General features: G+C 44.2%; 10 protein-coding genes. 4 read left to right on the top strand and 6 right to left on the bottom strand.

Features of this window, described 5'->3' with window-relative positions; genetic code table 11:
* Positions 1–9: 9 nt before the first annotated feature.
* From L0659_RS08620 to L0659_RS08610, 3 genes are all read right to left on the bottom strand, one after another.
* Entirely contained in the window at positions 10–1,530 is a 1,521-nt protein-coding gene (locus L0659_RS08620) for a RagB/SusD family nutrient uptake outer membrane protein (RefSeq protein WP_235125441.1), read from the bottom strand.
* On the bottom strand, positions 1,527–4,883 hold the full coding sequence (locus L0659_RS08615; RefSeq protein ID WP_235125440.1) for a SusC/RagA family TonB-linked outer membrane protein: 3,357 nt from the start codon (positions 4,881–4,883) through the stop codon (positions 1,527–1,529). The genes L0659_RS08620 and L0659_RS08615 overlap by 4 nt, the downstream gene beginning before the upstream one ends.
* 184 nt (positions 4,884–5,067) lie before the next feature.
* Positions 5,068–5,646: a bifunctional precorrin-2 dehydrogenase/sirohydrochlorin ferrochelatase gene (locus tag L0659_RS08610; protein ID WP_235125439.1), complete on the bottom strand. Its 579-nt coding sequence runs from the start codon at positions 5,644–5,646 to the stop codon at positions 5,068–5,070.
* A 109-nt stretch (positions 5,647–5,755) separates the two neighbouring features.
* On the opposite strand from L0659_RS08610, the gene L0659_RS08605 reads away from it, so the two are divergent.
* Positions 5,756–7,711 carry an ABC-F family ATP-binding cassette domain-containing protein gene (locus L0659_RS08605; protein WP_235125438.1) on the top strand — a complete coding sequence of 652 codons (1,956 nt, stop codon included), beginning with the start codon at positions 5,756–5,758 and terminating at the stop codon, positions 7,709–7,711.
* Between the two features lie 53 nt (positions 7,712–7,764).
* Here L0659_RS08605 and L0659_RS08600 read toward each other — a convergent pair whose 3' ends face one another.
* Positions 7,765–8,352 carry a Uma2 family endonuclease gene (locus L0659_RS08600; RefSeq protein ID WP_235125437.1) on the bottom strand — a complete coding sequence of 196 codons (588 nt, stop codon included), beginning with the start codon at positions 8,350–8,352 and terminating at the stop codon, positions 7,765–7,767.
* Positions 8,353–8,456: 104 nt separating this feature from the next.
* On the opposite strand from L0659_RS08600, the gene L0659_RS08595 reads away from it, so the two are divergent.
* A complete protein-coding gene (locus tag L0659_RS08595; RefSeq protein ID WP_235125436.1) occupies positions 8,457–9,740 on the top strand; it encodes a DUF5103 domain-containing protein in 1,284 nt (427 codons plus the stop codon).
* 57 nt (positions 9,741–9,797) lie between these two features.
* Here L0659_RS08595 and ychF read toward each other — a convergent pair whose 3' ends face one another.
* Both ychF and L0659_RS08585 read right to left on the bottom strand, forming a co-directional pair.
* Positions 9,798–10,898 (bottom strand): redox-regulated ATPase YchF, encoded by a 1,101-nt coding sequence (ychF, locus tag L0659_RS08590; RefSeq protein ID WP_235125434.1) that lies wholly within the window; start codon positions 10,896–10,898, stop codon positions 9,798–9,800.
* A 158-nt stretch (positions 10,899–11,056) separates the two neighbouring features.
* Positions 11,057–11,404, bottom strand: coding sequence for a DUF3276 family protein (locus L0659_RS08585; RefSeq protein WP_082213641.1), 348 nt, complete (start codon positions 11,402–11,404; stop codon positions 11,057–11,059).
* A gap of 239 nt (positions 11,405–11,643) precedes the next feature.
* Here L0659_RS08585 and L0659_RS08580 point away from each other — a divergent pair, with 239 nt between their 5' ends.
* Together L0659_RS08580 and L0659_RS08575 are read left to right on the top strand one after the other, a co-directional pair.
* Positions 11,644–12,096: a septal ring lytic transglycosylase RlpA family protein gene (locus L0659_RS08580; RefSeq protein WP_235125433.1), complete on the top strand. Its 453-nt coding sequence runs from the start codon at positions 11,644–11,646 to the stop codon at positions 12,094–12,096.
* 12 nt (positions 12,097–12,108) lie between these two features.
* Complete coding sequence (locus L0659_RS08575; protein WP_235125432.1) at positions 12,109–13,023, top strand: DUF58 domain-containing protein; 915 nt, start codon at positions 12,109–12,111, stop codon at positions 13,021–13,023.
* The last annotated feature ends 17 nt before the right edge of the window (positions 13,024–13,040 follow it).

Raw genomic sequence — 13,040 nt, 5'->3', positions numbered from 1 at the left:
TGCTTAGGGTCAACGCTTATTTTGTTCAATTCCTGCTAATGTAGCTGACTGCGGAATTTGCAAGATCCGTCTCGGATCATCCGCCGGAACCGTGATTGTGCCGCCATTAACCGTTTCATGCGTTACCGGCACCGCATAACGCTGCAAATCAAACCAGCGCATGCCTTCCTGAACGAATTCGACACGTTTGAAAGACAGGATTGTATTGATGATCCCGTCCCTGAGATTGCTCGTTCCAAAGAACCGCCGGATACTCGCAGCAGTAACCATGTGTTTTCCGGCAACATAGTTGTCTACACGTTTGCTTACAAATAAATTCAGGTCGGCCAGGGACGCCGCTGTGTTGCCCATGAATGCATTGGCCTCGGCGCGGTTGAAAAGCACTTCTTCGGCCGTGAAGATCGGCAACATAACATAAGGCTGTCCAATCTCCGCATTAACCGATTCTCTCACAAAATACTCATTCAATTTCGGGATCAGATAATTATTATCTCCCTGGGAATAAAGCGGATATGACCAGCCAGGCGACTCAGTGATTATGCCTTCTCCTTCTGAAATTTCCTGCCATTTCCGGAAATTCATTCCAAAACGATATCGCGCAACGTGCCTGCCAAAAAGCGAAGCAGTTTCCACAAGCATCAGGTTTGCATTCTGACTGGCCCTGGAATATGTGTTGTACAATTCCTGGGGTGAAAGACTGGAATATGTTGTATTCCAAGGCCTTAGATTATCCACAATGCTGCTGCCCGGGAAAACGTCATTGGCATACTGTATCACTTTGGGATAATCCCTTTTAACCAGATAAAAACGGGCTGCAAAAGCATTTGCGGCTGCACGGTTAAAATGGTATTTCGGAATCGTGTATGAACCGTCACTGATCAGCGGCAAACCTTCAAGCAAATCCTGCTCAATTTTTTGATACACGCCGGAAACAGTTCCTCTTTCATATTTTTTCAAAACAACTGTTTCGGGCTCAGTAACATAGGGAATGCCCGGCTCCGTGTTGGGCTTGCTTGGATCGAAAAACTTGCTGAAAAAATTGACCAGCATAAAATGCGCATAAGCCCGTGCCACCAATGCTTCACCGCGCTGTGCATTATATTGCGATGGGTCCGGAGACTTGCTGATGATGTCCAGGGCCTGATTGGCGACAGAAACAGCCCGGTAACATTCAGCCCAATATTGGTCGGGAGAATCCTGCTCATCGACCGTGGCTTCCACTTCTTCAAAAAGAAATGATGCCCGGTTAGTTTTATCATCTTCGCCAATGCCCTTGTCAGCAACATTATCGCTCATGGATTCTGCAAAAACAACATAACCTCCTTGCGGATAGGCTGTTGTTAGTAACTGAGAAACCTGCTGGGGCGTGTTGATCGTGGCCCGCGTGCTGTCCGGTTCTGTCGAAAGAAAATCCTCGCAGCTTGCCAGCATGAAAAACGGCAGAACGAAAAGGATCTTTTTTAAAATTTCAGCTTTGTTCATATTCAAAAACTTAAAATCATCCATACTGATTACCTGCTTCACGATCATAATGTCAGTTTGAGCGCCACTGTGAATTGCTTCTGGATTGGCTGAGCCACACCACCCGAGTTGAAGAATTCGGGATCCTGTCCTTTCAATTTCTTATCCGCATAAATTAACCAGGGATTAATGGACGACACCTGAATGCTCGCTCCTTTGAAACCATATTTAGAAGCAATAACCAAAGGCACCTTATATGCCAGCGAAACCGATTTTAATCTGATAAAATCCCCTTTTGCAACCCGCTCGGTTGAATAATTGTAAATGTTGTAGGGATATGTTCCCGAGAGATATTGTTTTTCAAGCATATCACTGATCGACGGAACCGTCGTCACACTTTCGTCACCGGCCATTACCCAACGATCCAGGAATTCCCTGGGCATTGCATCCAGGTCGCTGAATGTGTCTTTATAAAGCGGGTTAAGCCTGATTTTGTTACCAGCCTGATATGTCAGAAACACATTTAATGACAGGTCTTTGTATGTCAATGTATTATTGAAACCACCTGTAAATGGCGGATCGACCGGGCCTTCGTATTTGAGGTAACCTACATTCTGATCTTGCAGATAAACGTCCGAACTTACCTCGCCGTTTTCATTAACGAAAATCGGCACACCGGTTGTCGGATTCAGCGCGTCGTATTTGATAGAAAATAAGCTCCGAACCGGCTTTCCTTTTACATTAGCGCCTTCTGCTTTGACAAGGTCAAAAATTCCCGGGCTATTGTCCACATTCGTGATGCGGGTGCGTGCATAACCCACGGTCACACGCCAGCGGAAATCCCAGTCTTTGTTTTTGAATAAAACCCCATCCAAAGAAAAGTCAACCCCATAGGATTCCATATCTGCGTAGTTGGCCACTTTGTAGATCTGCCCGCCGATCCCTGAGGTCTTGATTTCATCGATCAGATCAAAACTGTTACGAATATAACCGTCCACGCTCAGGTTGAGCCGGTTGGCCAAAAATCCAAGATCCAGACCTACGTTTCCGCTGTAAAGTTTTTCCCAGGTCAGCTCTGTATTTTCAAGAGAAGCAAGTTGTATCGCAGACTCTTTTTCGTCACTATAAGGACGTCTGGTAATGATGCTCTGGAACAATGCGGCCGAATTGGTTGCCGGGCCCGTATCAGCTGAAAGCCCATAACTGGCGCGCAACCGCCCCATACTCAACCATTTAAATCTTTTTATAAAATTCTCGCGGTCAAAATTCCAGGAACCTGCCACAGTGTACGTCGGCAGCCAGCGCGCAATGGCCGACTTTCCGAAACCGTTGGAACCGTCGTAGCGGACATAGCCTGTGAAGTTGTACTTATCGTCTAATGTATAACCGGCGCTTCCGTAAAATGCGGCAAAACGCTCGTAATCCATACGCATGCCGTAATATTGGAAATTGGCTTCAATTGTTTGTTTCAGGATGCGGTAATCCACAAACGGCGTCCCACCCTGACCATATTGAAATCCGTAACCGGTGTTATTGGAATTTTGCCGGTTGGTATATTTGATCTCCTGTCCCGCCAGCACGTTCACTGCGTGCCTCTCATTAAATGTTTTATTGTATCTGATGTTGTTACGAATGTTATAAAACAACATTTGATCCTCATTCCGGTTGTAGAAACCACCGCTTGGGAGCACAACCACGGGATATGCATTGGGCACATCGGGATCGGTGTACAGATATTTGTTGGCTAATGCAATTGTGGAGTTATCAGCCGCGCGATATGCGTTGGCCATATTGGAAATTTCGGTGATAATGTGCTCGCGACCCGTTTGAATGTAGCGCAGTGCACCTATAAAATCGTAGGTAATTTTGTCCGTAATTTTGTAAGAAAAATCTCCCTGTAACTTTATATCGGCCAGATTCAGCTTGATGCGGTTATTTTCCAGCTCCGATACAATGTTAAATGGCGCAAAGTTTCTTCTGAAAAATTCCAGGTTCCCATTCTCGTCATACGCAGTAAGCGTCCGGCTTGTGTTGAGCGCGTAACTGAACGGATTAATGTCAAAATCCCTGTCGAATTTACCTTCAACCGGGTTACTCCTGCGGCTCAGCGAGCCGGGCGCTTCCTGGCGTCGCACAGAAGCAAGCGTCAGCAAACCGAGCGTAATTTTGGGAGAAAGCTGGTAAGTATTTTTAAAATTCAGTGTGTAACGTTTGACCTTATCTGCAATGGTCCAGCCGCTATCATCCAGATAACTCGTTGATACATAAGACGTAGATTTATCCGTTCCGAATGAAACGCTTACCGAATGTTCCTGGATAAAGTTTTGTTTGAATAGGACATCAAACCAGTCTGTATTGGCCCTGGCATATCCTAACAGAAAATTTCGCTTTGCTTCTTGCGTATTGCCAAGGGGAAAATTCCCCTGTTCATCACCTGCGAGTGAATTGTAATATTTACCATAAACACCATAATCCGGCTTGGAAAGGACGCTGGAAGTAAGAAAACCCTTCCTTTCAAGCTCGCCCAGGACGGACATTTGCTGAGCAGAATTCATGATGTTGAAATCCCTGTAACTAGGCGTCAGCTGCGTGCTGAAATTTCCGGAATAAGTGATTACAGGTTTGCCGCTTTTACCTTTTTTGGTTGTGATAACGATGACGCCGTTCATTGCGCGTGCGCCGTATAATGCAGCCGCGGCAGCATCTTTCAGAATGTCAAATGTTTCAATATCAGCCGGATTAAGTCCTGCAACGGCGGAACCGAGCAATGTGGTAGGGTCACCGCTGGAAAGCTGATCATTGGAAATGTTCACAATATCTTCCTGCACAACACCGTCAATTACCCACAAAGGCTTGTTATCCCCATTTAATGAAGTTGCGCCGCGGATGCGGACTTTTGGCGCTGCACCGAATGTCCCGGAAACGTTCTGGATAGAAACCCCGGCAGCCCGGCCTTCCAGCATTCGGCTTACATCGGGCAGACCGTCGATTCTGACATCGTCCGTTTTTAATGTTACCGCGGAACCCGTAAATTTATTTTTATCAATTTGCTGAAAACCAGTCACAACCACATCCTGCAATCCAACCGCGTCTTCTGCCAGTTCGATGGAAATGCTTTTTGCAGCTTTCACTTCTTTGGGCAGGAATCCGATCATTGTCACCACAAGCGTGGCCCCATCATTCACCCCTTGCAGCACAAACTCGCCTTTTTCGTTCGTTACCGTGCCTTTTTGCGTTCCTTTCACACGAACCGTAGAGCCGATAAGCGCTTCGCCGGTCGCACTTTTGACAACCCCTTTAATGTCAATATCCGCAGCAGATATTGTATTTGAAAAAACAGAAAATGAACTGGAAAGAAAAACTAAAATAGCAAGCAAGACTGAAAGCCGACTCAGGCCACTGATCCGATAGAGAACATCCATATAGAAATAAGTATAAGTCTAATGCAAAATTAATGGGTTTCCGTCTGGACGGATTTAGTTGTTAATGATATCAATAATACGCAGAAATACGAAACGATGCGGAGGGTGACGCCAAACTTTTGGTTTACAACTAATAAAACATTCAGAGCATTAAAATATTGTGGCATTATCAGGCCTTTTTCGCCTAATTTTTTTTGTCTGTTAAAACGGAAGTAATACGGTTCAACTCATCGACTTTTGAAGCAAAATCACCCTTTAACATATCTCTGACGGCTTTCAATTGTTCCATAGCCGTTTCAAGATTATCCGGCAATGCTTCGCCCAGAACTTCCTTCAATCGCTTCGCAAGCGTGGGTGACATTCCGTTTGTGGAGATCGCCACTTTCAGATTGCCCTTTCTAACCACGGAAGAAAGGTAAAAATCGCATATGGCGGGCGTATCGGCCACATTTACAAGCATATTTTTCGATCTGGCGACCCCGGCGATCCTGGCATTCTCTGGTTTATCATTCGTTGCCACGATTACCACGTCTTTACCGGCCAAATCGCTGTCTTCAAACCTGCGTTCAATTAAACTTATCCGTGAATTTTGATCGGCCAGTTCCCTGATTTCGCTGCGGATGTCGGGTGAAACCAGGGACACCTTTGCGAGCGGGGAATTGTCCAGCACAGCTGTGATTTTTTCGAGCCCTACATAACCTCCGCCCACAATAAGCGTATGCAGGTTTTCAAGTTTAAGGAAAATCGGAAACAGATTGTTCATGTATCAAATCTACATTAAATCCGGCAATTACCCGGTTATGGATCGTCGTTTATAACTATTCCAACAATTACACTTTTTCTATCTCCTTCTTTCGGCGTACCTTTGCGGCATGATCGCGATTACAAACCTCAGTTACTTTCTTGGCGACCGGGCACTTTACGACGGTGCTTCGCTGCATATCAAGCCAAAACAAAAGATCGGCCTTATCGGTCTGAACGGCACAGGGAAGTCTACACTGCTCAGAATGATAAACGGGGAATTTCAGCCGGACGGTGGAAATATCTCCAAATCGGGCGACTGCACCATCGGTTTCCTGAACCAGGATCTGCTTTCTTACCAAAGTGATGATTCCATTTTATCGGTGGCCATGCAAGCTTTCGAAAGGCAAAATATCTTGCAGGTTCAAATGGACAAGATCCTGTACGACATGGAGCATAACTATACAGATGCACTTGTTGACAAGCTTGCAAGGGTTCAGGATGAATTTGAAGCATTGGATGGTTATACAATTCAATCCAAGGCGGAAGCGATTCTGGAAGGTTTGGGTTTTGTTACAGATGATCTACACAGACCATTAAAATTGTTTTCCGGAGGTTGGAGAATGCGGGTAATGCTGGCCAAGCTGCTTTTGCAAAAACCATCATTGCTGATGCTCGATGAGCCAACCAACCACTTGGACTTACCATCGATCCAGTGGGTTGAGAAATATGTGCAGAGTTATGAAGGCGCGGTGATCGTGGTTTCTCACGACAGGCAATTTTTAGATAACACCATTGATACAACGGTTGAAGTTGCGAATGGAAAGCTGAATTACTATGCTGGAAATTATTCCTACTATATGGAGGAAAAAGAGGAACGCAATGAAATCCAGCGCGGTGCCTATGAAAACCAGCAGGCTAAAATTCGCCAAACGGAGCGATTTATCGAGCGTTTCAAAGCCAAAGCAACCAAATCCCGCCAGGTTCAGAGCCGGGTGAAGGCATTGGATAAAATGGATGTTGTGGACCAGGTGATTGATGAAAATGCAAAAGTGCATTTCCGTTTCCAGTTTACAACACAGCCTGGACGGCACGTTTTCCAGTTAGAAGAAGCGTCGAAAGCATATGGCGACAAAGTCATTCTGGATGGCACCAACATTAGTATGGAGCGCGGCGATAAGATCGCACTGATCGGAGCGAACGGACGCGGAAAATCCACAGTGCTTCGCGTTGTGGCTGGAACTGAGCCAATTGAAGGAAAAAGAAGGCTAGGACATAATGTTTCCTTTACATTTTACGCGCAGCATCAGCTCGAATCGCTGAATGTGAACCATAACCTGATTGAAGAGCTTAAATACGCCAATTCAAACAAAACGGAGACAGAGTTAAGGACGGTTTTGGGATGTTTTTTATTCACCGGGGATGATGTTTTCAAGAAGATCAAAGTCCTTTCGGGAGGAGAGAAATCACGGGTTGCATTGGCTAAGGTTTTGCTTTCACAAGCCAACTTCCTGCTGCTCGATGAGCCTACCAACCACTTGGACATGCAGTCGGTGAACATTCTGATCCAGGCCTTGCAGCAATATGAAGGAAGTTACATTGTGGTTTCCCACGATAGATATTTTGTTGAGAACATTGCGAACAAGATCTGGTACATTGAAGATCATGAGATTAAGCAATATCCGGGAACATATCAAGAATACGAAGTTTGGGTTGAAGAGCGTGGATTACAGTCTGCGGTGAGTGATAAGGCAACGGTAAGCAGCGCACCTCCGCAAAAAACCGCTCCGCAACCTGCTTCCAATGGTAATGCACAAAAGAACAATGGCAAATCAGTTTCCAATGAGGATTCTCAGAAAATAAAAAAGGCGCAAAAGCAAATCGAGGAGCTTGAATCGACGATTAACAACCTGGAAATCAAGAAAACGGAAACAGAAGTAAAACTCGCTGATCCAAAGATTTACAATGATTCAAAAGCTCTGGCTGATCTAAACCGCTTCTATGCCGACATCAAGCAGAAGCTCGATCAAAGCACGGAGACTTGGGAGAACCTGATGCTGGAAGTGGATGCGCTGGCTGGGAAGTGAGATTTAATATTATGACATAAGAAAGGGAAATCAAACGATTTCCCTTTCTTATGTCATCTGGGCTTAATTAATCCGCTTGTCTGCGCATAAATATCACGCAATCTTAATTGTACATTAATAGCAGATATCGGAATGTGATCTTCAATATTCTCGGTTTCTGATGCTAAATACCAAGCTCCGTTGTCATTTTTCCGCCAAACCTCAACGGAAATAGATAAGGAGTCTATGAGAATATATTCCAGTAATGTCGGAATAGATCTGTAAAGCCGAAATTTGTCGCCTCTATCATAAGCGCTGGTTGATTTGGATAGCACTTCAATGATAATAGAAGGATTAACTAACGTTTCGCTGTCCTGTTCTGCAAACTCCAACCTGCCGCAAGCCACGATAAAGTCCGGATAAGTATAAAGCCCATTTTCAGGGATGTGCAGGCGCATGTCACGTGAGAAACTTTGACAGGATTTACCTTTTAAATAGCCGCCAATCTCGATGGACAAGTTCTCCACAATCCGATTATGATTGCGTCCAGCCCCAGCCATCGCAAATATTTCCCCGCGGTAATATTCGCTCTTGTATTCTGCTTCCCTTTCCAGTTCCAAATACTCTTGTTCTGAATACATTTTAATAGTCTGTGCGATCATGTTTGATAATGTAAGTTAAAAAATAGTTGTTAGCGTGCAAAACACGTTTCGTTATTCAGACGTACATTAGTTAGAAAATCACAGTATTATTTCAATGAATTATTATGAGGTCGATTTCGCTTTTTTTGTGGTTAATTCTGATAGGGGGAAATGCCAATGCACAATCGCAGAACATCAGGCTGGAAGATTACATATATAATGATAAGATCAAGACGGTTTTGCTTTATCCGGCGCTTGAAGATCCTGAAAACCCTACCAGACTTCTCACACCTGCAATAAAACCATTAACCAGCCCTGCCCCACTCGTTTTGGAATTTGATGATCTTTCGGGCCAGTTCGCAGGTTACCGGGCGAAAATCATCCATTGCAATGCGGATTGGACCAAATCAAACCTGAACGACATCGAATTTACATTTGAATTCAACGAATATCCGATCAATGATTATCAGCAGGCATTCAGCACCAAAGTGCCTTATTTTCATTATAAACTGGAATTACCAAAACTCAAATTATCAGGCAATTACGTGATTTATGTTTACTCTGACCGCGACAGGAAACCTGTTCTCAGCCGCCGTTTCATGCTTTATGAATCGCGGGTGAACATTGATGCGAAAGCGCGTTTTTCCCAAGGCATTCAACAGCAGTTTTCTGACCAGCAAATCGATTTTTCGGTTGATTATAAAGGATACCCATTAAATGCGCCGCAAACGGATTTGAAAGTGGTGCTCCGGAAGAACTTCCGGTTCAATGAGATAAGGGCCAATTTTAAACCGACCAATGTCAGACCTTTTGATCAGATTTTGGAATACACATTCTTTGATCTCGAAAACACATTCCCCGGTGGAAATGAATTTCGCTATTTTGATAGCCGAAGCCTGACAGGCAGGGGTTTTGGTGTCAATGAGATCGAGCGGTCGGACGAATTCACGCGGCTAATGTTATTCCCCGACAAATCACGGGCAATCAATGCATACATTCAAACGGACGATTTCAATGGTCAATACATTGTGGATCAGCGCGAATCCGGTAATGGAAGCGTGGAAGCAGATTACACGCCCGTGCTTTTCACATTAAAAACCCAGCAAGATCCGGAGGCTACATTTTACGTAAATGGTGCCTTCAATCTGTGGCAACTCAATGATGCCAACAAAATGACCTACAATGTTGCAACCAATGCATATGAAGTCGAAATGATGATTAAACAAGGCGTTATCAACTACAATTACACGACGGTCAGGGGTGGCCAAAAAGCGGACGAGGGATACATTGAAGGCAATTACGGCGCGACAGAAAATGATTATGACATCCTCATTTATCACCGCCCGCATGCTGGAAGAGCTGATTTGCTAATCGGTTACCGGACTGTGGAATGGAACAGAAGGCGTTGAAATACACAAAAAAAGGGAGCGACCGGCGGCCGCTCCCTAACCAACAGAAAAGTTATTTTATACATTAAAACGGAAGTGCATAATGTCACCATCCGCAACAATATATTCCTTGCCTTCGACAGCCATTTTACCAACTTCTTTCACACCGGCCTCTGTCTTATATTGCTCATAATCAGAAATTTTAATAACCTCTGCGCGAATAAATCCTTTTTCAAAATCACTGTGAATGACGCCGGCAGCTTGTGGCGCTTTCCAGCCCTTTTCAATGGTCCAGGCTCTTACTTCTTTCACACCAGCTGTGAAATATGTGATCAGGTTCAATAGCGAGTACGAAGCCTTGATCAGCTTGCTCAAACCGGATTCTTTTAAACCATATTCTCCCAGGAACATTTCATGCTCTTCCGGATCTTCGATTTCCGAAATCTGTGATTCGATGGCTGCACAAAGGACAATGACGTCTGCACCTTCATGTTTTACCGCTTCGCGCAATTTTTCAGAATACTCGTTGCCGGTCAGCATTGAATTTTCATCCACATTGGCAACATACAGAACCGGCTTGGCTGTAAGCAATTGCAGATCACCAATAACAGCTTCTTTTGTTTCTGCATCAATCACCACGCTTCGGGCATTTTTGCCTTCTTCGAGCGTTGATTTATATTTTTTCAACCATTCCAGCTCCGCTTTTGCTTTTGCATCACCGGCGCGGGCTCCTTTTTCTGTTTTCTGAATTTTTTTCTCAACAGATTCAAGGTCTTTCATTTGCAACTCGATGTCGATGATCTCTTTATCAAAAACAGGATCTACACGCCCTTCCACGTGCACGACGTTTTCGTCCTGAAAACATCTTACAACATGCACAATTGCATCTACTTCCCGGATATTGGCAAGAAATTTATTTCCCAAACCTGCTCCCTGGCTGGCGCCTTTCACAAGTCCGGCAATGTCTACAAATTCGATGATGGTTGGTATAACTTTCTGCGGGCTGACCAGCTTTGTAAGGATATCCAAACGTTCGTCAGGCACGGTTACCACGCCTACGTTGGGTTCGATTGTACAGAAAGGATAATTGGCGGCTTCGGCTTTACCGGTTGAAATGGCATTAAAAAGAGTGGATTTCCCTACGTTCGGCAATCCCACGATCCCACATTGAAGACTCATGTTATAATTTATGCAGTTAAAAGCAGGTAGTTTTCCATGCAACAATGCAAAGAGCTCCTGTCTGCCAGATGATAATTTACAAAATTACCACTTAGCGAGTAGAAAAACCAAAAGCCTTCGTAATTGATTGCGAAGGCTTTTTCATTCTGTTAATTTTTTTAATCCCACTTAAGGTCCGACTCTCCAACTACGTCCACCTCATCGGCCTTGGCTTCGAACTGAGAAAAGTCAACTTCCGGCATCAACTCTGTTTTCACATGATCCACGGCATCCTTCAAAGCATCAACGAACTTATCAAAATCCTCTTTGTATAAAAACATCTTGTGTTTTTCATACGTAAAACCGTCTCCCTGTGGATGGCGGCGGCTTTCTGTGATGGTAAGATAATAATCGTTGGATCGCGTCGAGCGAACATCGAAGAAGTAAGTCCTTTTTCCTGCCCTGACCCTTTTGGAGTAGATTTGCTCTCTGTCTTCCACTATGTTAAGTTTTAAATAGGTTTTCAAACGCTAAAATATAAAGTTTATTGCTGCTAACAAAAAAACAGGAACATATTAGCAATTTGTTAGTACTGACTAGTACATTTTTCATGTGGCGTTTTCAATTTTGCCTTCAAAAATGCTCTTTTCTAAAATCTTTTTATTAGTTTTGAAATTCGTGGGTTTCCAATTTCCCGGCAAACTCCAAATAAATGGTATGAAATAAGGACTTTTACCTTATTTATGTTTCACCTAAAACCACAGATATGACTTATAATCGTATCCTGATTCTTATCCTGTTAGCTTTCGCTTTCGCGCCTGAAACCTTCGCACAGGTTAAACTCGGCAAAACTGAAACTGGTCACGCATCTTATTATGCAACCCGGTTCAACGGCAAAAAAACCTCCTTTGGAGAAGTGCACAAAAGCACAGAATTGTCAGCAGCTCACAGGAGCTACCCGCTTAATACGATGCTCGAAGTAACGAATCTAGATAACGACGAAAAAGTAATTGTAAGAGTTAATGATCGCGGACCTTTCGCAAAAAACCGATTGGTCGATCTTAGCAACGAGGCCGCCCGCTTACTGGGCATCATTGCAAAAGGCGTTGCCAATGTTTCCATCCGCGTAGTAGGCATGGAAGGAATGGTGCTCCTTGATCCTAATGAACAAATTGACGCCAGATCGGGAAAAGTAGTCGCCATGCGCGGCAACAGATAATGTAATTTCAGAATGAACAGCCGGCAACTTGATCTAGCAAAAGTAAGGGAGTTCGGCAATCTGGAATTTCTGGCAAAACAACTTGTGGAAGGCTTTATCACAGGCCTCCACAAATCCCCGTTTCACGGTTTCTCCGTTGAATTTGCCGAACATCAGCTTTATAACACAGGGGAATCCACCCGTAACATTGATTGGAAGGTCTACGCCAAAACAGACCGCCTTTATGTAAAACGTTACGAGGAAGAAACCAACCTCCGCTGCCATTTACTGCTCGACACTTCCTCTTCGATGTATTATCCCGAAGAAAGCTATGGTAAAATGACTTTCAGCGTCATGGCAGCAGCAAGCCTTACTTATCTTTTACAAAGACAAAAAGACGCAGTAAGCCTCTGCACATTCTCCGAAAACATTGAAATCCAGACGGCCGTGAAATCCACGCCGTCACACGTACATAAAATTATCCTGGAACTGGATAATGTGCTGCAAACTAAACGGCCATTGACAAAGACTTCCGTGGCCAATGTTCTTCACCAGATCGCGGAAAAGATCCATAAGCGCTCGCTGGTTGTGATTTTCAGTGATATGTTCGATAACCTGGAAGAGGCGGATAAGATTTTCTCCGCACTGCAACATTTAAGACATAATCTGCATGAAGTGCTGCTGTTTCATGTAACCGACCGCCAAACCGAAGAGCTCTTTGCATTTGAAAACCGGCCTTATGAGTTTATCGATCTGGAATCTGGCGACCGGGTGAAGGTTCAACCGGATCAGGTTCGGGATTCCTATAAGGAGTTTGTGGGTGACTTTTATCAAAAACTCAAACTGAAATGCGGTCAGTATAAGATCGATTTTATTGAGGCGGACATTGCAAAAGGCTTCGATCCGATCCTGATGGCCTATTTGGTAAAACACTCTAAAATGAGGTAATTTTTTCAGAAATTTGA

Source organism: Dyadobacter sp. CY347, assembly GCF_021502655.1.
GTDB lineage: Bacteria > Bacteroidota > Bacteroidia > Cytophagales > Spirosomataceae > Dyadobacter.
Note: the sequence above shows the minus strand (reverse complement) of the source record. Positions and strands in the feature narration are given on the sequence as shown.

Bases quoted from the DNA above. Each gene is read 5' to 3' on its own strand.
- L0659_RS08620 (WP_235125441.1), bottom strand. From the start codon at position 1,530: ATGATCGTGAAGCAGGTAATCAGTATGGATGATTTTAAGTTTTTGAAT.
- L0659_RS08615 (WP_235125440.1), bottom strand. From the start codon at position 4,883: ATGGATGTTCTCTATCGGATCAGTGGCCTGAGTCGGCTTTCAGTCTTG.
- L0659_RS08610 (WP_235125439.1), bottom strand. From the start codon at position 5,646: ATGAACAATCTGTTTCCGATTTTCCTTAAACTTGAAAACCTGCATACG.
- L0659_RS08605 (WP_235125438.1), top strand. From the start codon at position 5,756: ATGATCGCGATTACAAACCTCAGTTACTTTCTTGGCGACCGGGCACTT.
- L0659_RS08600 (WP_235125437.1), bottom strand. From the start codon at position 8,352: ATGATCGCACAGACTATTAAAATGTATTCAGAACAAGAGTATTTGGAA.
- L0659_RS08595 (WP_235125436.1), top strand. From the start codon at position 8,457: ATGAGGTCGATTTCGCTTTTTTTGTGGTTAATTCTGATAGGGGGAAAT.
- ychF (WP_235125434.1), bottom strand. From the start codon at position 10,898: ATGAGTCTTCAATGTGGGATCGTGGGATTGCCGAACGTAGGGAAATCC.
- L0659_RS08580 (WP_235125433.1), top strand. From the start codon at position 11,644: ATGACTTATAATCGTATCCTGATTCTTATCCTGTTAGCTTTCGCTTTC.
- L0659_RS08575 (WP_235125432.1), top strand. From the start codon at position 12,109: ATGAACAGCCGGCAACTTGATCTAGCAAAAGTAAGGGAGTTCGGCAAT.